A 21300-nucleotide genomic window follows, 5' to 3' on the forward strand; every position below is an offset into this window, starting at 1 on the left:
GCGCTATCGCTAGATTTCGGGACGAATGAAGTCGCGCGTCTCGGCATCCATGACCCAGAGTTCACCTGTGGAGATGTCGAACCAGGCGCCGTGAAGATGCATTTTTCCTGCATCCTCAAGCGCCTTAATTTCGGGGAAGGTCCTGAGATTGTTGATCGAATTGCGGATGGAGACACGCTCCAGCGCCGTCTGCCGTTCAGCGGCCGTCATCACATCGTTGCTCTGGATCTGCTCGGCGGCGGGCTTGACCAGCGACATCCAGCGGCCGATGAAATCGCCGGGCGACAACGGTTCGGCATTCGGATCGAGTGCTGCGCGGATGCCGCCGCAGCGGCCATGGCCCATGACGACGATATCGGAGACCTTCAGTGCCTGCACCGCAAATTCGAGCGCGGCTGAGGTCGAATGGAAATGGCCGTCCGGCTCATAAGGCGGCACCATATTGGCGACGTTGCGGATGACGAAGAGCTCGCCCGGGCCGGCATCGAAGATCAGCTCCGGCGCCGCCCGCGAGTCCGAACAGGCAACGACCAGCGTATGGGGACTCTGACCGTTTTCGGCAAGCTGCCGATACCTGTCGCGGGCGTCTGCATAACGCCCGTTCATGAAGTTGCGGTAGCCGTCAAGAAGTGGTGTTGGAAAACGCTGCATGCCTTCTGGATTAGCGCGCACGAACGATAAGATCAACTGCTGCACCGCAAAATGAGCGCATTGGCGGATGCGTCATCTTTTCCGCTGCTGCGCCGGGTGAACGAGTCGGCGCATCTGCACCATGGCCATCGGCGTCGAAAGGCTGGACGCATCGCTTGCCAGCATCAACTCGTTGCTGCCGCGCTTGACGGCGCGCGCCAGCACCTCGAAGACGCTGGCCGTGGCAAGCTGCAGCGCCTTCTCGTCCTCCAGACCGGACAGCAGGCGCGACAGGAAGACCGCGGCGAGCAGGTCGCCGAGACCGTTCGGCGGATTTTCGACGACCCGGTGCTCGGCAAGAAGCGCGTGCCGGCCGGAAAGATAGAGATTGCCGGTACCACCCGCCATCATCGGCACCGCCGACGTGACGAGCATACGCGACGGCCCGAGCGCCAGCGCCGCCTCCATGATCGCGCTGTTGTCTTCGAGCGCCGCCCCCGAAAGCCATGCAAGTTCGTAGCGGTTCGGCGTCGCCAGCGAGGCGAGCGGAATGAGGTGATCGCGAATGGCCTCGGCGGTCGCTTCCGGCACGTAGAGGCCGCCGAGATCGCCCATGACGGGATCGCAGACATAGACGAGCTCGGGATTGTCTTGCCGGAGCGCCGCGATCAGCCGGGCGACGGAGCGTGCCTGGGCGGCATTGCCGAAATAACCCGACAGCACCGCCTTGACTTCGCCGATCCACGGCGCGCGGATCAGATCGTCGATCGCCGCGTCGAAATCGGCTTCCGCAAAGGTCAGCCGCGTCGAGCGGCCGTGGCCGGGATGCCAGGGCAGCACGACGGTCGGCAAGGCCCAGACCGGATGGCCGAGCGTCTCCAGCGCAAAGACAGCCGCGCGGTTTCCGACCGAGCCGCGCACCACATGGCTGGAGATGACGATGACTGCGCCCGCTGCATTTTCCGACATGATATCAAAGTCCGAATGACGATGGCGTTTGATGATCTTTTTGACGCCACGCTGTCAACCATTCTTCACGTGAGCATGGAAATGTGCGGCGAAGCGAAAAGTCGGAAGGAGGGCCGTTCCGCTCGTTTTGGCCACGAAAGCGGAAAAATCTCCAACAATTTCCCATTTTCGATCTCAAAAAAGCATCAAAACGGTCCTTCAGACCGCTATTTTAGAGATTTTTTCGAGGAATCTTCTGATAGCTTGCAGAAAATCAGTCTATTGCGGGAGGCGATCCATGGCTGCCAGAAACAATCCGAAACGGGAAAAGCAGATCGAAGGTGCGCGTAAGATCGCCAAGGCGGCAAACGAGCCGCATCTCGATCCGGAAATCCTCTTCGGCCGGGCCAGCAATGACGATCTCGAACTCTATACGGCCGAGATGCTGGCGCTCTCCGCCGAGCATTCCGCCAGGGAACTGGCCGCCTGGAACGGCAGGACGCCGCGCGTCAGCATCGACAGCATTGCCGGTGTCACGCCCGACGGCACCGCCGTCTCGGTGCTTTCGGTCACCGACCGGAACATGCCCTTTCTCTATGAATCGGTCATGGGAGAAGTGACGAGCACCCATCGCGACCTGTTCATGGCCGTGCATCCCATCCTGGTGATCGAAAAAGGCAAGGCGCCCACCCTTTATTCCGCCGACCAACCGAGCGATCCGGCCGCGCGCGTCAGCCACATCCAGCTTCATATCGCCCCGCTTAATTCCGCCCAGGCCGCCGATCTCGTCAAGCGCATCGAAACCGTGCTGGAACAAGTCCGCCTGTCGGTTTCCGACTGGAAGCCGATGCTCTCCAAGCTCGATGGCGTGATCGCCGAGCTTGCGGCCAATGGCGCCGGCCGCAGGAAGGCCGAGCATGCCGAGGCGATCGCCTTCCTGAGCTGGCTGCGCGACGAGAACTTCACCTTCCTCGGCATGCGCGAATATGTCTATTCCGGCAAGGGTGCCGACGCCAAGGTCGAGCGCGACAAGGGCGCCGGCCTCGGCATTCTCTCCAACCCCGATGTTCTCGTGCTGCGCACCGGCAAGGACGCCGTGACCACGACCCCGGAGATCCTTGCCTTCCTCGACGGCCCCGACTTTCTGATCGTCACCAAGGCGAACGTGAAATCGATCGTCCATCGTCGCGCCTATATGGATTATGTCGGCGTCAAGCGTTTCGACGCCAAGGGCAACGTCACCGGCGAACTGCGCATCGTCGGTCTTTTCACTTCGACGGCCTATACCTCGCTCGCCGCCGAAATCCCGCTGCTGCGCTCCAAGATCGAGAAAGTGAAGGAGCATTTCGGCTTCGACCCGATGAGCCATTCCGGCCGTATGCTCGACAACACGCTGGAGTCCTATCCGCGCGACGATCTTTTCCAGATCGATACGACACTGCTTGCAAGCTTTGCCGAACAGATCAACGATCTGGCCGATCGGCCGCGCGTGCGCGCCCTGCCGCGCATCGACCATTTCGACCGCTTCGTCTCGGTGATCGTCTACGTGCCGCGCGAGGAATACGACTCGATCGTGCGCGAGCGGATCGGCACCTATCTGAAGACCGTCTATGACGGCCGTGTCTCCGCCTATTACCCGGCTTTCCCGGAGGGCGGCGTGGCACGCGTGCATTTCATCATCGGCCGCTCCGGCGGCAAGACGCCGCGCATTCCGCAGGGCAAGCTGGAACAGACGATCCGTGAAATCACCGCACGGTGGGACGACCGTTTCGAAGCATTGGCCGGACCCAAAGCGCCGAAACTGGCGGTCGATCAGGCCTTCCAGGACTCTTTCACTCCTGAAGAAACCGTGGCCGACCTCGCCGATATCGGCGCTTGCGCGGCCGGCGAGCCGCTTCGCATCCAGTTCTACCATCGCCAGGAAGAACAGGGTCGGACCCTCTCGCTGAAGATCTTCCACGCCGGCGGCCAGCTGGCGCTGTCGCGCCGTGTGCCGCTTCTGGAAAACCTCGGTTTCAACGTCGTCAGCGAACGCACCTTCGACATCGGCGTGCCGGCTGCCGGTGGAGAAACGAAACTCGTCGTGCTGCACGACATGGAACTCGAGACCCGCAACGGCAGTGAAATCGATCTGCATCGCTACGGCGCCGCCCTCGAGGAAGCTTTCGTCTCAGCCTTTGCCGGCACGATCGACAATGACAGTTTCAACCGGCTGATCCTCTCGGCCGGGCTCTCGGCGCGCGAAGCCAATGTGCTGCGCGCCTATGCGCGTTATCTCCGCCAGGCCGGCATCGCCTATTCGCAGGATTATATCGCAACGACCCTCGACAAATATCCGAGGATCGCCGCCGCCATCTTCCGGCTGTTCCACGACACGCTCGACATCAAGCTTTCGGAAAAAGTCCGCGTGAAGAAACTTGCCGAGCTGCACCAGGCGATCGAGGCCGAACTCGCCGACGTGCCGAGCCTGGACGACGACCGTATCCTGCGCCGCTACGTCAATATCGTCGATGCGACGCTGCGCACCAATTATTTCCAGAAGAACCCGGACGGCTCGCCGAAGCCGATGCTGGCCTTCAAGCTCGATCCGCACCTGGTCGACGGGCTGCCGGAGCCGAAACCCTTCCGCGAAATGTTCGTCTACGGCGTCGAGGTCGAAGGCGTGCACCTGCGCTTCGGCAAGGTGGCGCGCGGCGGCCTGCGCTGGTCCGATCGTGCCGAGGATTACCGCACCGAGGTGCTCGGCCTCGTCAAGGCGCAGCAGGTGAAGAATGCGGTTATCGTGCCGGTCGGCGCCAAGGGTGGCTTCTATCCGAAGAAGCTTCCCGCAGGCGGCAGCCGCGACGAGATCTTCAATGCCGGCCGCGAGGCTTACAAGACCTATATCCGCACGCTGCTGTCGATCACCGACAATATCTCGGGCGCCGAGATCGTGCCGCCGAAGGATACGGTGAGGCTTGATGGCGACGATCCCTATTTCGTCGTCGCCGCCGACAAGGGCACCGCAACCTTCTCCGACACCGCCAATGCGCTGGCGCAGGAAGCTGGCTTCTGGCTTGATGATGCCTTCGCCTCCGGCGGCTCGGCCGGTTACGACCACAAGAAGATGGGCATCACCGCCCGCGGCGCCTGGGAAACCGTCAAACGCCATTTCCGCGAAATGGACATCGACATCCAGACGACGCCCTTCACCGTTGCCGGCGTCGGCGACATGTCGGGCGACGTCTTCGGCAACGGCATGCTGCTCTCTCCGAAGATCAGGCTGATCGCCGCCTTCGATCACCGCGACATCGTCATCGATCCCGATCCCGACATGGAAAAGACCCTGGCCGAGCGCCAGCGGCTCTTCAACCTGCCGCGTTCGAGCTGGCAGGATTTCGACAAAAGCGTGCTCTCGAAGGGCGCGATGATCATTTCCCGCGCGGCGAAATCGGTGACGCTGACGCCGGAAGCGGTCGCTGCGATCGGCATCGACAAGGCGGTGGCGACCCCCTTCGAGATCATGACCGCGATCCTGAAGAGCCCGGTCGACCTGCTCTGGTTCGGCGGCATCGGCACCTATGTGAAAGCGCCTTCCGAAACCGATACCGAAGTCGGCGACCGCGCCAACGATCCGATCCGCATCGCCGCAACGGATGTGCGCGCCAAGGTGATCGGCGAGGGTGCAAACCTCGGAGTCACCCAGAAGGGCCGCATCGCCTATGGCCTCAAGGGCGGGCGCTGCAACTCCGACGCCATCGACAACTCGGCCGGCGTCAACACCTCGGACGTCGAGGTCAACATCAAGATCGCGCTGGCGGCCGCCATGCATGACGGGCGTCTGACGCGCGCGAAACGCGACCAGCTTCTGTCGTCGATGACCGACGAGGTGGCGACCCTCGTGCTGCGCAACAACTATCTGCAGTCACTGGCGATCTCGCTGACGGAGCGCAAGGGCACGGCCAACGGCCTGGAACTTGCGCGTTTCATGACTGTTCTCGAAGGCGCCAAGCAGCTGAACCGCAAGGTCGAGACATTGCCGGACGACGCAACGCTTTCCGAGCGCTATGCCGCCGGCATGCCGCTGACCCGGCCGGAAATCGGCGTGCTGGTGTCCTACGCCAAGATCGTGCTCTTCGATGCGCTTGCCGCCAGCGACCTGCCTGACGATCCTTATTTCACCGCGACGCTTTTTAATTACTTCCCCGTGAAGATGCAGAAGTCGAATGCCGGCGATATATCTGGTCACCGGCTGAAGCGCGAAATCATCGCGACAGTGCTTGCCAACGAGGCGATCAACCGCGGCGGCCCGAGCTTCACCGTCGCGATGATGGACGCAACGGCGGCTTCGGCGCCGGAAGTGGTGCGTGCGGCGATCGTCGCCCGCGACGGTTTCGACCTGACGAGGCTCTGGTCCGAGACGGATGCTCTGGACGGCAAGGTGTCCGGGCAGATGCAGAACCGCATCTACGAGGAAATCAGCCATAGCTTTACCGTATTGACGCGCCTGCTCCTGAAGACCGGCATGGCCAAGGCCGATATGGCGGAAGTGATTAGCCGGCTGCAGGCTGCCCTGAAGAAGCTGAAACCTGCCTTCGCCGAACAGTCGGCCGCCGATGCCGCCGCACGCCAGGCGGAATACGCCCAGGCCGGCGTGTCCGAAAAGCTCGCCGCCGAGATTGCCAATCTGCAAAGCCTGGCGCTGGTGCCCGAGATCATGCAGATTGCCGAGCGCACCGGCGAGCCGCTGGTGCGTGCCGCCGAAAACTACTTCGCGGTGTCGCAGACGTTCCGGATTGCCCGGCTGCTGGCAGCCGGCGGACGCATCCTCACCTCCGACCATTACGAGAATCTGGCGCTTGCCCGCAGCATCGACCAGATCGCCAGCGCCAGACGCGATATCGTCATCTCGGCGCTCTCCGATCACGGCAAGGAGAAGCTTCCTGTCCAAGCCTGGCATGCACAGGACCGTATCCGCATCAACCGCATCGTCGAGGAGCTGTCGAGCCTCAGCGACGGCGGTGACCCCAACCTTGCGCGTATTACCGTTGCTGCAGGTATCCTGACCGATCTTGCGCGCGACCGGGCGAGGTGAGACAGTCCGCTGCAAAAAGGAGCGGATGGTGAATCGCATCGACTGGACAGGGACGCAGCCGCCGAAAGCCACGGAGAAGGGCATCTGGGGGTGGATGTTCTTCGATTGGGCAGCGCAGCCCTTCTTCACCGTGGTCACCACCTTCATCTTCGGGCCTTATTTCGTTTCCCGGCTGACCAATGATCCGGTGTCCGCGCAGACGACGTGGAGCAACATGGCGACGATCTCCTCGGTGATCATCGCCCTGCTGTCACCCGTGCTCGGCGCGATCGCCGACCAGTCCGGCGCCCGCAAACCCTGGATCGGCTTCTTCGCGATCATCAAAATCACAAGCCTCTTCGGCCTGTGGTTCGCCGCCCCCGGCTCGCCAGTTGTTTATCCCGTCATTTTCATGATCCTCGCCTCGATTTCGGCCGAGTTCTCGATCGTCTTCAACGATTCGATGATGCCGCGCCTGGTCGCCAAACACGAGGTCGGCAAGCTCTCCAACACCGCCTGGGGGCTTGGCTACCTCGGCGGCATGATCGTGCTCATCTCCGTCGTGACGCTTCTGGCGGCGAGCCCTGAGAGCGGCAAGACCATCCTCGGCCTCGATCCGCTTTTCGGCCTCGATCCGAAGACCGGCCAGGATGCCCGTATCACCGGGCCGATCTCGGCCGTCTGGTACCTGATCTTCATCCTGCCGATGTTTTTCTTCACGCCGGATGTCGGCAGGGGTCTTCCCTTCACCACCGCCGTCCGCTCCGGCCTGCGGGAACTCAAAAACACCCTTGGCGAACTGAAGGAACGCCGCGGCATCCTGAGATTTCTCATCGCCCGCATGATCTATCAGGATGGCGTCAACGGCTTGCTGATCCTTGGTGGCGTCTTCGCGGCCGGCATGTTCGGCTGGGCGACGATCGAGATCGGCATCTACGGCATCATCCTCAACGTCGTCGCAATCTTCGGCTGCCTGATCGCCGGCCGCATCGACAAGGGCGTCGGTTCGAAGGTGACCGTTGTCATCAGCCTCACCATGCTGCTTCTCGCCACCATCGGCATCATCTCGACGGGGCCGGGTTACACCCTGTTCGGATTGATGCAGCTGCCGACGGCCGATTCCGGCGGCCTCTTCGGCACTGCGGCGGAGAAGGCCTATATTCTTTATGGTCTGCTGATCGGCTTCGCCTTCGGGCCGGTGCAGGCCTCGTCGCGCTCTTATCTCGCCCGCAGCGTCAGCCCGGAGGAAGCCGGCCGCTATTTCGGCATCTACGCGCTTTCAGGGCGCGCCACCAGTTTCATGGCGACGCTGCTCTTCTCGCTGATGACCTATATCAGCGGATCGCCGCGGCTCGGAATGGCGACGCTGATCCTGTTCCTGGCCGGCGGGCTCGTGCTCTTGATCCGCACGCCCTATCCGGCCGATCGGGCATAACAACCGGCCCTTTGGGGGCCGGTCGATCGCGCTCAGTGACGGAAATGACGCATGCCGGTGAAGACCATCGCGACGCCGTGTTCGTTGGCGGCATCGATGACTTCCTGGTCGCGCATCGAGCCGCCCGGCTGAATGACCGCCGTCGCCCCTGCGGCGATCATCGACAGGAGACCGTCGGCAAAAGGCAGGAAGGCCTCGGAGGCGACCGCCGAACCCTTGGTCATCGGCACGGCAAGGCCGAGCGCCTTGGCCGCCTCTTCGGCCTTCAGCGCCGCGATGCGGGCGGAATCGACCCGACTCATCTGGCCGGCGCCGATCCCGGCCGTCTGGCCATCCTTGGCATAGACCACGGCATTCGATTTCACGTGTTTGCCGACCTTGAAGGCGAACTTCATGTCCTCAAGCTCCTGCGCCGTCGGCGCGCGCTTGGTGACGACCTTCAGTTCCAGATCCTCGACCATGCCGTTGTCGCGGCTCTGGACCAGAAGGCCGCCGGAAACGGTCTTCGCTGTCAGCCCGGCGACACGCGGATCGGGCAGGCCGCCGGCAGACAGCAGCCGCAGGTTCGGCTTGCGGGCGACGATCGCCTTCGCTTCGTCGGTCACATCGGGCGCGATGATCACCTCGGTGAAGAGCTTGACGATTTCCTCGGCCGTTTCGGCATCCAGCGTCCGGTTGAGCGCGATGATGCCGCCGAAGGCGGACACGCTGTCGCAGGCAAGCGCACGGCGATAGGCCTCGACCAGGCTCGATCCGGTGGCGACGCCGCAGGGATTGGCATGCTTGATGATGGCGCAGGCCGGCGCCGTCTCGGGCAGGAACTCGGCGACCAGCTCGTAGGCGGCGTCGGTATCGTTGATGTTGTTGTAGGAGAGCTGCTTGCCCTGGAGAAGGGCAGCCGTCGAAACACCCGGGCGCTTCTCGCCGGTGACGTAGAAGGCGGCCTTCTGGTGCGGATTTTCGCCGTAACGCATCTCTTCCTTCAGAACGCCGCCGATCACCCGGTGGCGCGGCGTGTCGATCGACAGCGCTTCGGCGAACCAGTTGGAAATCATCGCGTCATAGGCGGCAGTGCGGGCATAGGCCTTGGCGGCCATGCGCTGGCGGAAGGCATGGGCAGTCTTGCCGCCATCCGCGGAAAGCTGCTCCGTGAACTCGGCATAGTCGTCGGGATCGGTCAGGATCGTCACATAGGCATGGTTCTTGGCCGATGCGCGGATCATCGCCGGGCCGCCGATATCGATATTTTCGACCGTCGTCGGATAGTCGCCGCCGGCCGCCCGTACCTCTTCGAAGGGGTAGAGATTGATGACGGCGAGGTCGATGCCCTCGATGCCATGCTTCTTCATCGCCTCCTGATGGTCGCTATCGTCGCGGATCGCCAGCAGGCCGCCATGCACCGTCGGATGCAGCGTCTTGACCCGCCCGTCCATGATCTCGGGAAAGCCGGTGATTTCGGAGACATCGGTGACGGCAAGACCGGCAGCGGCGATCGCCTTGTAAGTGCCGCCGGTCGACAGCAGCCGCACACCTCTGGCAGACAAGGCCTGGGCGAGTTCGACGATCCCGGTCTTGTCGAAGACGGAGAGGAGGGCGGTCTTGATTTCGACCTTGTCGGGGGCGGGGATCTTCTTGGAAATGACGGCCATGAAACCTTCTCCGTTCGGGCTTCGGGAGACGTCACGACGGACGTCTATTGCTGGCGCCGCGTTAGCACAGCTTTGCCGCCGCGCAAACAGGCCTCAGCATATGATCTAGCCTTTGCGGGATAGGAACCAGCGGATTTCCGTCTTCTCGGCAAGATCGAAGTCGATCTCGATCTGGTCCGAACCGCAAATGCCGGAGCTATCGGCAAAGAAGATGTCTTCGGTGATCAACACTTCGTTGCCGGGCGCAGAGAACAGCCAGCTTTCGCCGTCCGGCGCCGTCAGCATCACCGATTCTCCATCGCTCTGCTGCAACACGATCGCGGGATGAATATGGAAACGGGCGACAGCCTTCAGGGGCTCGTCACTCTGATGGCCTTCCCGGACGACGAGCCGGTCGCGGCCGGTCACGATCGAGCCCGCGGCATTGAGTGTCAGTTCACGCTCGTGCAGCACCCCGAACGCCCTGATATAACCGTCATGGCTGAGCTTGATGCTGTCGCGCCCATCCTCCGTTTCGGCACGGTCGACGGTGACTGTCTTGACCGGTTCGGTGATCGCGTGATTGAGGAACGGCGAGGGCGAAAAACGACTGGACGAGGTGTCGTTCAGGATGACGGTCGAATGCGCCGCCGTCGTGCGGGCCATCTGGACATAGCGGTGCCCGGCAAATTTCGGCGAGCCGGAATTGACGATGAAGCGGTGGCGGCCGGACGACATTTCGAAAGAGAGGCTGCCGGCATGCACGGTTCGCAGCGCGCCTCCCGAAGGCGGCGTGCCGGCATCGGCAATGATCACCGTTTTTCCGCCGGAAAGCCGCTGATAGCGCGAATGCGGCAAAGCCTTGAACGGCTGGCCGGCAGTCTCGTCATAGCGCAGCACCGAGATCAGCTCGTTTGCCAGCGTCGAGGTCGCCCCGTTGAACAGCGCCAGATCCCCGTCCTGATGGCGAAAGAACCGCAATGCCGGATACATCCGGTCGATGCCCGAGATCAGTTTCTGCGGCAGGTCGTGACCGAGATTGACGTAGGTTTGTCTCAGCGGCAGCAGATCGAGCAGCAATTCCAGGCCGATCCGCGGATTGCGCGAGATATGGCCGCCATCCGGCAGAATCTGGCTATCGAATTCGCGGTCGAGCGCCTGCGCCGCCCGTCTGAGGGTGGCGGCGCGGGTCGGCATGGCGACGGAGGCCATGGCGAGCGCGATGCGCAGCCGAAACAGCTCCAGGCCGCCAAGCGTATAGGGCGCCATCCGGTGCAGGAACCGCACCTGGAACGCTAGCGACTTCATGAAGCGGCGATAGAAGCCCCGGTCGGCATTCTGCAGCACGACAGGCGAATGCGACAGCCAGGCGATGACGCGCTGGGCGGTGATGTCGATCTCCCAGGCAATGCCTTCCATGCGGCCGGCATGGATGGAAAGCCAGCTGTCGACGATCGCGCGCGCCGCGGCCGAGCTGCGCTCCGTCTTGTTCGCCCGCATGTGCCGCAGCCAGCCGAAGCTGTGCAGGCGGGTGGCGAAGGGGCGCGAGGGCAGGGTGAAGGTGAAGGGTGACTTTCCACCCGTTTCCAGCATGCGCCCGGCCAACAGAAAGCGCCCGTTGAGAATCTCGTCGGCCACATGCGAATCGATGCTGCGCAGATCCGTCGGTGCGACGATCAGACGCTCGGGCACGTTGACCGAATGGCGGAAGAGCTTCAGGCGCAGCAACGCGACGCGGCGCAAGGCGCGCCGCCAAGCCTCCCGAACATACATGCTCGCAAAACGCCGACCGGACTGCATATTCTATTGTCTATTGACCCTCGTGGTTAAGAATAGGTGAAAAGCGGCCGATTTCATCGCCCGCAATGCATTAATTCGTGACAAGGTTCGAATATACGCAAATGAATACGCTTCACCGGAGATCATGGCGCGATTTTAGCGCCTCTTGAGCTCACAGATTCGCCGTGAGCGCTGACGTCGGCAATCAGGCCACGCGCCGCAGCACCGCGGCATAGAAGCCGTCGAGGCCGGAGGCGATGCCATCCGGCATTTTCAGCATGGTGGGAAGCGTGCGGAATTCGCCGAGCGGCGTGATCGCCGCTTCGAGACCGGGCCAGTCGCCGGCACCGATCGGAACGCGCTCGATGGCATCCGTCTCCGCAAGGATACGAGCGACGACCTCTTCGCCTTCGGCGGGATCGAGCGAGCAATTTGAAAAAACCAGCATTCCATCCGGCTTCAGCAATGTCAGCGCGTGACGCAGCAGCCGTTCCTGCAGCGCCGCCAGCCGGGCGATATCCTCGGGTCCCTTGGTCCACAGCACGTCAGGGTGCCGGCGCGTCGTGCCGGTGGAAGAGCAGGGGGCATCGAGCAGGATCGCATCGAAACGCTCCGCCGGCGCGAATGTCGTCAGATCGGCTGCAATCGTCTCCGCTTTCAGGCCGAGCCGGTCGAGATTCGACCGCAGCCGTCTCAGCCGGTTTTCCGATTGGTCGAGGGCGGTGACCGCACCGCCGGCAAGAATGAGCTGCGCCGTCTTGCCGCCCGGGGCAGCGCAGAGATCGGCGGTGCGTTTGCCGGAGAGATCACCGAAAAGCTTGGCCGGGATGCTGGCTGCCGCATCCTGCACCCACCACGCGCCCTCCTCGAAACCTTCGAGCGAAGGGATGCCGCCGTCAAAAGCCGCAAGCCGCACGCCGCCCGTCGGCAGGGCAACGCCGTTCAGCCGTTTTGCCCAGCCTTCGGGGTCGGACTTGACGGTCAGATCGATTGCCGCCGGCTCGAGCTGGGATTCCGAAATCGCCAGCGCCGCGTCCCGGCCATAGGCCTTTTCCAGCCGGGCGATGAACCAGGCCGGCATCGGCGCGACCTTGCCGATCTCACCCAACATCTGCTGCTTCTCGCGGCCGAGCCGGCGCAGAATGGCATTGACCAGCTTGGCGAAACGGCGATTGCGCGGATCCTGATTGGCCTGCTCGACGGCAAGATCGACGGCCGAATGATCCGGCACGTCGAGATAGAGGATCTGCGCCGCGCCGATTGCGAGCACATGGTGCAGCGCCCGTGCCCCTTCCGGCAGCGGCGATTCCAGCAGGGCTGCAATCGCGGCATCGATGCGCGGCAGATGGCGCAGCGTCGTGTTCAGAATGGCGCGGACCAGCGCCCGGTCGCTTTCGCCGAGCGCCCTATAGGCCGGATTGCCGTGTTCATGGTCGAGAGCGCCGTCGAGCGGCAGTTTGCGATCGACGACGGCAGCAAGAATTTTTGCCGCCGCGGCGCGGGCCTGCATGCCGGGTTTTGCCGGCTGGGATCGCTCGGTCGAGGGCTTGTGCTTGCGGAATGGTTTCTTCGTGCCGTCTGAATTCAAGACCAAGGACCTTTTGGCGGTTGCGAACCACCGCGACCAAGACCCGTATCCGGAACAGAGCGCGATTTGCGCGACGGATTAGCAGCCCGAACCGGCGGCGTCGAGATATTCATGCCGCCCTGCGCCATGTCGTGCAGCGCCGCGATGCGGTTTTCCGTGTTCGGATGGGTGGAAAACAGATTGTCCATGCGCTCGCCGGAGAGCGGATTGATGATGAACATATGGGCCGTCGCCGGATTGCGCTCGGCATCCTGGTTCGGAACATGGGCGGCACCGCGGGCGATCTTGCCGAGCGCCGAAGCCAGCCACAGCGGATTGCCGCAGATTTCGGCGCCGCGGCGGTCGGCCGAATATTCGCGCGTCCGGCTGATTGCCATCTGCACCAGCATGGCGGCAAGCGGCGCCACGATCATCGCCACGAGGACGCCGACGAAGCCGAGCGGATTATTGTTGTTGTCTCGGTTGCCGCCGAAGAAGAAAGCGAAATTACCGAGCATCGAGATCGCGCCGGCAAGCGTTGCCGTGATCGTCATCGTCAGCGTGTCGCGGTTCTGGATGTGGGCGAGCTCATGCGCCATCACGCCTGCGACTTCCTCCGGAGACAGGGCACTGAGCAGGCCGGTCGAGGCGGCCACCGCAGCATTGTCGGGGTTGCGGCCGGTGGCAAAGGCATTCGGCTGCGGGCTGTCGTAGAGATAGACCTTCGGCATCGGCAGGCCGGCATTGCGGGCGAGATCGCGGATGATCGCAAAGAATTCCGGCGCGTTACGCTCGTCGACCTCCTGGGCGCGATAGGCCGAAAGCACCATGCGGTCGGAATTCCAGTAGGAGAAGAAATTCATCCCGGCGGCGATGACGAAGGCGATCATCATGCCGGCCCGACCGCCGATCAGAAAGCCGACAGCCATGAAAAGCGCCGTCATGAAGGCAAGCAACATGGCAGTGCGAACGAGGTTCATTGTGAATCTCCATCTCCGATTTCGCCGCCGCAAGCTTTCAATCGCGGCATTGGCGCATTATGATTTGGTTATTCACCAGCCATTTTCAATATTTCCGGCAGGAGAAGCCGATGCAGGAAGCCGATAACGACAATAGCGAAACGCCGACGGCCGAGGGATCGGAGCCGCCGCGCAAGGTCCTGTCTCCGGCTGCCAAACGCGCCCTTGCCGAAGCCGAGGAGCGGCGCAAGAACCAGAAGCCGCTGGAGCTGCCGCCGGAAACCGGCGGCCGCGGCGGAGCCGAGCCGGCCCGCTTCGGCGACTACGAGATCAATGGCCGGGCAATCGATTTCTAAACGGATCGAAAAACGGGCCGCCAGCCGCACACCCTGCGTAAAAGTGAGCCGCTCCGGCAACAAACCGGAGCGGCTTCTCTATCAGGCGGTCGCCTTGTTCTGCCGGTTGGCGATCAGGTCGTCGACGACGGCCGGATCGGCGAGTGTCGAGGTATCGCCAAGCGCACCGAAATCGTCTTCAGCGATCTTGCGCAGGATGCGGCGCATGATCTTGCCGGAGCGGGTCTTCGGCAGGCCGGGGGCGAACTGGATCTTGTCGGGGGCGGCGATCGGGCCGATTTCGGCGCGCACATGTTTCACCAGTTCCTGGCGAAGCGTGTCCGAGCCGTCATGACCGGCCATCAGCGTCACATAGCAATAGATGCCCTGGCCCTTGATCGCATGCGGATAACCGACGACCGCAGCCTCCGAAACCAGATTGTGCGAGACGAGTGCGGATTCCACCTCTGCCGTTCCGAGCCGGTGGCCGGAGACGTTGAGCACGTCGTCGACGCGGCCGGTGATCCAGTAATAGCCGTCCGCATCGCGCCGGCAGCCGTCGCCGGTAAAATATTTCCCCTTGTAGGTGGAGAAATAGGTCTGGATGAAGCGTTCGTGGTCGCCGTAGACCGTGCGCATCTGGCCGGGCCAGCTGTCGGTGATGCAGAGATTGCCGTCGGCCGGACCTTCCAGCACCTTGCCCTCATTGTCGACCAGCTGCGGTTTGATGCCGAAGAACGGGGTGGTCGCCGAGCCGGGCTTCAGATCGGTGGCGCCGGGCAGCGGCGTGATCATGTGGCCGCCGGTTTCCGTCTGCCACCAGGTATCGATAACCGGGCAGCGCTTGTCGCCGACGACATTGTAATACCATTCCCAGGCTTCCGGATTGATCGGTTCTCCCACAGTGCCGAGCAGGCGCAGCGATGAGCGCGAGGATCGGGTGACGAAGTCGTCGCCGGCGCCCATCAGCGAGCGGATCGCCGTCGGCGCGGTATAGAAGATGTTGACCTTGTGTTTGTCGATCACTTCCCAGAAACGGCCCTGATCGGGGAAATTCGGCACGCCCTCGAACATCAGCGTCGTCGCGCAGTTCGCCAGCGGCCCGTAGACGATATAGGAGTGGCCGGTGACCCAGCCGACATCGGCGGTGCACCAATAGATATCGCCGTGATGATAGTCGAAGACATATTCATGCGTCATCGCCGCATAGACGAGATAGCCGCCCGTCGTGTGCAGCACGCCCTTCGGCTTGCCGGTCGAGCCTGACGTATAAAGAATGAAGAGCGGATCTTCCGCCTTCATCTTCACCGGCGGGCATTCCGCCTTCACGGTGGCGATTTCCTGGTGATGCCAGAGATCGCGGCCCGGCGCCCAGCCGGTCTTGCCGCCGGTGCGGCGCACGACCAGAACCTTCTCCACGATCACGTGCTGGCGTGCCGCAATGTGAATTGCCGTATCGGTATTGTCCTTCAGCGGCACCGGCTTGCCGCCGCGCACGCCTTCGTCGCAGGTGATGACGAAGGTGGATTCACAGTCGACGATGCGCCCCGCCAGGGCTTCCGGCGAGAAGCCGCCGAAGACGATCGAATGCACCGCGCCGATGCGGGCGCAGGCAAGCATCGCGTAAGCCGCTTCCGGGATCATCGGCATGTAGATGGTGACACGATCGCCCTTCTTGACGCCGTGTTTCTTCAAGACGTTCGCCATCCGGCAGACGTGCTCGTAGAGTTCGTTATAGGTGATCTTCTTGTCGATATAGGGATTGTCGCCTTCCCAGATGATCGCCACCTGGTCGCCATTCGTCTTCAGATGACGGTCGATGCAATTGTAGGAGACGTTGGTCTGGCCGTCCTCGAACCATTTGATCGAGACCTTGCCGTTAAAGGAGGTGTTCTTGACCTTGGTATAGGGCTTGAACCAGTCGATCCGCTTGCCGTGTTTGCCCCAGAACTTGTCCGGGTCCTCGACGCTCTCCTCGTACCATTTCAGGTACTTATCCTTATCGATCAGGGCGCGCGCCTTTACCGGCTTCGTGACCGGATAGATCTTCTCCGACATGGAACTCCTCCTCCTGGGACATGCAACAGGCCACCGGCAAAACGGGCCCAGATTTCAAATCAGGGCAATTCATAGCAGTTCGCATCGCGGCGGCAATTAGACAAAGGTCATTTCATTTCGGAAGAATTGCAATTCTGCGACAGTGCGGTTATATAGCGGCATATTTCCCGGACATTGTGGTGACAATCCACGGACCGCGACCGGCGCGGACGATAGAAGGACTATATCCATGGCTCAAACACTGCTCATGCCGAAGGCGACAGCCATCTGGCTCGTCGACAACACGGCACTGTCTTTCGATCAGATCGCGCAGTTCTGCAAACTGCATCCGCTCGAAGTCAAGGCGATCGCCGACGGCGAAGCGGCGCAGGGCATCAAAGGCCTCGACCCGATCTCGACAGGACAGCTTTCCCGCGACGAGATCGCCCGCGCCGAAGCCAATCCGAACCACAAGCTGAAGCTTTCCGAACCGAAGGTTCGCGTACCGGAATCCAAGCGCCGCGGCCCGCGTTATACGCCGGTTTCCAAGCGCCAGGACCGGCCGAACGCCATTCTCTGGCTCGTTCGCAACCATCCGGAATTGAAGGACGCGCAGATTTCCCGCCTCGTCGGCACGACGAAATCCACCATCGAACAGATCCGCGAGCGCACCCACTGGAACTCCGCCAACCTGGCGCCGATGGATCCGGTCACGCTCGGCCTCTGCAGCCAGATCGATCTGGACATGGAAGTGGAAAAGGCTTCCAAGGGCCGTCCGCTGCCGACCGCCGCCGAACTTGGCGCGACGCTGCAATCGGCTCAGGAAACCGAGCGTCTGACCCCGAGCTACGAGCGCGAGGAAGAAAAGGAAATCGACGCCGACGCCGTCTTCCGCAAGCTGAGCTCGCTGCGCTCGGCCCCGAAGGACGAAGACGACGACGACCAGTACTGAAATATCGACCGCCTCATCAAAAACCCGCCGCGGACCGAATGGCCCCGGCGGGTTTTTTATTGCCTATCACCTGCATTAACTGCGGAACAGGGTGAGAATGTTCTGCGCCGAGCTGTTGGCGATCGAGAGCGACTGGACCGCAAGCTGCTGCTGTGTCTGCAACGCCGAGAGCTTGCTCGATTCCTCCTCCATATCGGCATCGACGAGGCGGCCGACGCCGGAGTCGATCGAATCGTGAAGACCGCTGACGAAATTTTCCTGCAGCTGGATCCGGGTCGAGATCGAACCGAGCGCCGAGCCGGCAGCGGTCATGGCGCCGAGAACCAGTTCGACACCCGTCAAGGCGCCATCGAGCTGGCCCTGGGTGAAACCGGTAATATCAAGATCGTAGATCGAGGCCATGACGATGACGCTGCCGCCATAGGTTCCGTTGAAGGCCGTGCCGATGATGCCGCTTGATGTCTCGATCGCACCGGTGCTGGTCATGCCGAAGAGCACGTTTCCAAGCGTGCCTGAATCGAGCACGTAGTCCGTCATCTTGACCGAGACGGCATTGCTGCCATCGCGGACGAAGGACGAGACGACGCTCTTCGTACCGGAAGCGCCGGCGACCCAGTTTTCGCCGGAGAAGGACGCCGATTGGGCAATGCTGAGCAGCTGCTCCTGCAACTGATCGAGTTCCTGCTGGATCTTCGTCTTGTCGACGCCCTTTTCGGTGGCGGCGACGATCTTGGCTTTGATTTCGCTGACCACATCAATCGCGCTTGACATGGCCGAATAGGCCGTGTCGACCTTGGCGGCTCCGAGGCCGAGGGCATCGGAGACGGCCGAAAGCGCCTGATTGTCAGAACGCATGATCGTTGCGATCGACCAGTAAGCCGCATTGTCGGCCGCCTTTTCGACACGATAACCCGAGGAAACGCGACCCTGGGTGTCCTTGAGACCGTCATTTACGCCGCGCAAAGTCTGCAGCGCTGCCATGGCAGCGTTGTTGGTAAGGATGCTTGTCATGATCCGTTCCACAATCTTCGAGAAAGGGCATTCCGGACTACAGCGTCGCGCCTCTTTCGGACGCGCAAAGGACGCCGTAGCACTTCAACTGCTGCATAATTTCGCCCTTAAATCGATTCCGATTTAAAGAACCATGCAGTAGGCCGGTAACGGCGACCGCGTCATGCAAAGCCTGCCATGCAAGCCATTGCCGTTAACAAACCCTTGCGCAACATAGTTAACAATTTCTCAATTAGGCTTATCGAAAGTTTAATTTCACATCGGCAGAGAGCCGAAACCGCGCTTGCGCAGCGCCTCGGCGATCTCTTCCAAAATCGCCGGATCATCAATGGTTGCAGGCATTTTCCAGGGTATTCCATCGGCGATTTTCTGCATCGTGCCGCGCAGGATTTTCCCCGAGCGCGTTTTCGGCAATCGGTTAACGGTGATGGCCGTTTTGAAGGCGGCGACAGGGCCGATCGATTCGCGAATCATCGCCACGACCTCTGATTCGATCACCGCCGTTTCACGGGAAACATGTCGTTTCAGCACCAGGAAACCGCATGGCGCCTGTCCTTTCAGCACATCGTTCACACCGATGACCGCGCATTCGGCAACATCGGGATGGCGCGCGCAGACCTCCTCCATCGCTCCGGTCGAGAGCCGATGACCGGCGCAATTGATGATGTCGTCGGTGCGCGACATGATGAAGAGGTAGCCGTCCCCGTCGACATAGCCGGCGTCGGCCGTCTTGTAGTAACCGGGAAACTCGTCGAGATAGGCCGAGCGGAAACGATCGTCCGCGTTCCAAAGGGTCGGCAGACAGCCGGGCGGCAGCGGCAGCTTCACGACGATATTGCCGAGCGTTCCCGCCTCGATCGGATGGCCGGCATCGTCGAGCACGGTAATCTCGTAACCGGGCATGGGCAGCGTCGGCGAACCGTGCTTGACGGGAAGGGCGCCAAGACCGAGCGGATTGGCGGCGATCGGCCAGCCGGTCTCCGTCTGCCACCAGTGATCGATAACGGGCACGCCGAGCATGCGCTCCGCCCATTTCAACGTCTCCGGATCCGCCCTTTCGCCGGCGAGAAACAGCGCCCGGAAATCCGGCATCGGATATTTGCGTATCAGTTCACCGTCGCCATCCTCGCGACGGATGGCGCGGAATGCGGTCGGTGCCGTGAAGAGCACACGCACGTGATACTCCGAAACGATCCGCCAGAAGGTGCCGGCATCCGGAGTGCCCACAGGTTTTCCCTCGAAGATCAGGGTGGTCACCCCTGCGATCAGCGGGGCATAAACGATATAGGAATGGCCGACGACCCAGCCGATATCCGACGCCGTCCAGAAAACTTCGCCCGGCTTCAGGCCGTAAATGTTCCGCATCGACCAGTTGAGCGCGACCATATGGCCGCCATTATCGCGCACGACGCCCTTCGGCTGGCCCGTGGTGCCGGAGGTGTAGAGAATGTAGAGCGGATCGGTCGCTTTGACCGAGACGCAGGCGACCTCGGCGTCGCGATGCTGCGCCACCGCGGCCTCGAAATCCTGATCGCGGCCGCTGACGAGATCGGCGCGAAGCTCCGGCCGCTGCAGCACCAGGCAGTGCTCCGGCTTCGAACGCGCGATCTCGATTGCCTGGTCGACCAGAGGCTTGTAGGCGACGATGCGGCCGGGCTCGAGCCCGCAGCTCGCGGTGATCACCAGCTTCGCCGCACAATCGTCGATGCGGGCAGCAAGTTCGCTGGTGGCAAAGCCACCGAAGACGACGGAGTGAACCGCGCCGATGCGGGCGCAGGCAAGCATCGAAAACACCGCCTGTGGCACCATCGGCATATAGAGGATCACACGATCGCCTCTGCCGATGCCGAGATCAACGAGCGTCGCGGCGATGGCCTTCACCTCGCCGAGCGCCTCGCCATAGGTGAAACGGCGCTTCTCGCCGGTCATTGCGCTGTCGAAGATGATCGCCGTCTCGCCGCCGCGCCCGGCGGTGACATGCCGGTCCAGACAATTGTGGCAGCTATTGGTTTCCGCCCCCTCGAACCAGCGGCCATAGACGCTGGCATCCGGCGAAAAAATCCGCTCCGGCGGTTTGAACCAGTCGATATCGGCGGCTGCGTCGCGCCAGAAGGCCTCGGGATCGCGCTTCCAGGCCGCATAGACCTGATGATAACAGTTCTGCATCTGCTCCTCCCCAGGACATTGCAAACCTCGATGTTAATCTAGGCGGAGGGAAGGGAAACAGGAAGCCCGACCAAAGCAGGTATCAGCGCGCGCCGAAAATCGCCGATCCGACCCGCACGCTGGTGGCGCCGAAGGCGATCGCCGTCTCGTAATCGCCCGACATACCCATGGACAGTTTTTCGAGGCCGCATTTCAACGCAAGCTTCGCCAGCAGGGCGAAATGCGGCCCGGGATTTTCCTCCGCCGGCGGAATGCACATCAAACCCTCGATGGAAAGGCCAAGCTCGTCGCGGCAGAGGGCGACGAAAGCAGGCGTGTCGTCAGGAGCGATACCGGCCTTCTGCGGCTCGAGCCCGGTATTGACCTGGATGTAGAGCCGCGTCGTCCTGCCTTGCCGCTTCATCTCCTCGGCTAGCGCGCGGGCGATCTTTTCCCGGTCCACCGTCTCGATGACATCGAAAAGCGCCACCGCATCCGCCGCCTTGTTCGATTGCAGCGGTCCGATCAGATGCAATTCGATATCCGGCTGCTCGGCTTTCAGATCAGGCCACTTGCCCTGGCTTTCCTGCACCCGGTTCTCGCCGAAGATGCGCTGGCCGGCGTCGATGGCCGGACGGATCGCCTCCGCCTCAAAGGTCTTCGATACCGCGACCAGCCGAACGGAACCGGCCGGACGACCCGCCAGGCGTTCCCCGGCGGCAATCCGCGACCGCACGTCATCCAAGCGCTCTTGAAGTTCCATCATTCTGCCTCGACATTTCCGCATGAGAGTAATGGCAATGAACTAGCCAGCCATTCTG

Annotated in this window: 15 protein-coding genes; 5 read left to right on the forward strand and 10 right to left on the reverse strand. The window is 62.2% G+C overall.

Features of this window, described 5'->3' with window-relative positions:
* Nucleotides 1–9: 9 nt before the first annotated feature.
* Nucleotides 10–651: a carbonic anhydrase gene (locus CO666_RS02010; protein ID WP_097610470.1), complete on the reverse strand. Its 642-nt coding sequence runs from the start codon at nt 649–651 to the stop codon at nt 10–12.
* Between the two features lie 72 nt (nt 652–723).
* A complete protein-coding gene (pdxY, locus tag CO666_RS02015) occupies nt 724–1599 on the reverse strand; it encodes a pyridoxal kinase PdxY (RefSeq protein WP_097610471.1) in 876 nt (291 codons plus the stop codon).
* A 15-nt stretch (nt 1600–1614) separates the two neighbouring features.
* Here pdxY and CO666_RS02020 point away from each other — a divergent pair, with 15 nt between their 5' ends.
* The 3 genes from CO666_RS02020 to CO666_RS02030 are packed head-to-tail and all read left to right on the forward strand — an operon-like array spanning nt 1615 to nt 8066.
* Entirely contained in the window at nt 1615–1929 is a 315-nt protein-coding gene (locus CO666_RS02020) for a hypothetical protein (protein WP_179869600.1), read from the forward strand.
* The gene (locus CO666_RS02025; RefSeq protein ID WP_097610472.1) at nt 1877–6652 is read left to right on the forward strand and encodes an NAD-glutamate dehydrogenase; all 4776 of its coding nucleotides are present in this window, start codon (nt 1877–1879) and stop codon (nt 6650–6652) included. Before CO666_RS02020 ends, CO666_RS02025 begins: the two co-directional genes overlap by 53 nt.
* 25 nt (nt 6653–6677) lie before the next feature.
* Nucleotides 6678–8066, forward strand: a complete 1389-nt coding sequence (locus tag CO666_RS02030) for an MFS transporter (RefSeq protein ID WP_097610473.1) — start codon at nt 6678–6680, stop codon at nt 8064–8066.
* Between the two features lie 32 nt (nt 8067–8098).
* Here CO666_RS02030 and purH read toward each other — a convergent pair whose 3' ends face one another.
* The 4 genes from purH to htpX form a co-directional block, all read right to left on the reverse strand.
* Nucleotides 8099–9715 (reverse strand): bifunctional phosphoribosylaminoimidazolecarboxamide formyltransferase/IMP cyclohydrolase, encoded by a 1617-nt coding sequence (gene purH, locus CO666_RS02035; RefSeq protein WP_097610474.1) that lies wholly within the window; start codon nt 9713–9715, stop codon nt 8099–8101.
* A 105-nt stretch (nt 9716–9820) separates the two neighbouring features.
* Nucleotides 9821–11494 carry a heparinase II/III family protein gene (locus tag CO666_RS02040; RefSeq protein ID WP_097610475.1) on the reverse strand — a complete coding sequence of 558 codons (1674 nt, stop codon included), beginning with the start codon at nt 11492–11494 and terminating at the stop codon, nt 9821–9823.
* A 184-nt stretch (nt 11495–11678) separates the two neighbouring features.
* Nucleotides 11679–13067, reverse strand: a complete 1389-nt coding sequence (locus tag CO666_RS02045; protein ID WP_097610476.1) for an RsmB/NOP family class I SAM-dependent RNA methyltransferase — start codon at nt 13065–13067, stop codon at nt 11679–11681.
* On the reverse strand, nt 13058–14020 hold the full coding sequence (htpX, locus tag CO666_RS02050) for a zinc metalloprotease HtpX (protein ID WP_097610477.1): 963 nt from the start codon (nt 14018–14020) through the stop codon (nt 13058–13060). Before htpX ends, CO666_RS02045 begins: the two co-directional genes overlap by 10 nt.
* Nucleotides 14021–14130: 110 nt before the next feature.
* Between htpX and CO666_RS02055 the strand changes: the two genes are divergently transcribed.
* Nucleotides 14131–14355, forward strand: a complete 225-nt coding sequence (locus CO666_RS02055; RefSeq protein ID WP_097610478.1) for a DUF1674 domain-containing protein — start codon at nt 14131–14133, stop codon at nt 14353–14355.
* A gap of 81 nt (nt 14356–14436) precedes the next feature.
* Here the strand turns inward: CO666_RS02055 and acs are convergent, their stop codons facing one another.
* Complete coding sequence (gene acs, locus CO666_RS02060) at nt 14437–16392, reverse strand: acetate--CoA ligase (RefSeq protein WP_097610479.1); 1956 nt, start codon at nt 16390–16392, stop codon at nt 14437–14439.
* Between the two features lie 229 nt (nt 16393–16621).
* On the opposite strand from acs, the gene CO666_RS02065 reads away from it, so the two are divergent.
* Complete coding sequence (locus CO666_RS02065; RefSeq protein ID WP_085738789.1) at nt 16622–17323, forward strand: DUF1013 domain-containing protein; 702 nt, start codon at nt 16622–16624, stop codon at nt 17321–17323.
* A gap of 75 nt (nt 17324–17398) precedes the next feature.
* Here the strand turns inward: CO666_RS02065 and CO666_RS02070 are convergent, their stop codons facing one another.
* The 3 genes from CO666_RS02070 to CO666_RS02080 all read right to left on the reverse strand — a co-directional run bounded on the left by CO666_RS02070 (nt 17399) and on the right by CO666_RS02080 (nt 21242).
* A complete protein-coding gene (locus CO666_RS02070; RefSeq protein WP_097610480.1) occupies nt 17399–18334 on the reverse strand; it encodes a flagellin N-terminal helical domain-containing protein in 936 nt (311 codons plus the stop codon).
* Between the two features lie 255 nt (nt 18335–18589).
* Nucleotides 18590–20500, reverse strand: a complete 1911-nt coding sequence (locus tag CO666_RS02075) for a propionyl-CoA synthetase (protein ID WP_097610481.1) — start codon at nt 20498–20500, stop codon at nt 18590–18592.
* An 82-nt stretch (nt 20501–20582) separates the two neighbouring features.
* Complete coding sequence (locus tag CO666_RS02080) at nt 20583–21242, reverse strand: YggS family pyridoxal phosphate-dependent enzyme (RefSeq protein WP_097610570.1); 660 nt, start codon at nt 21240–21242, stop codon at nt 20583–20585.
* Nucleotides 21243–21300: the final 58 nt, after the last annotated feature.

The sequence above is a fragment of the Rhizobium chutanense genome (genome assembly GCF_002531935.1).
Lineage (GTDB): Bacteria > Pseudomonadota > Alphaproteobacteria > Rhizobiales > Rhizobiaceae > Rhizobium > Rhizobium chutanense.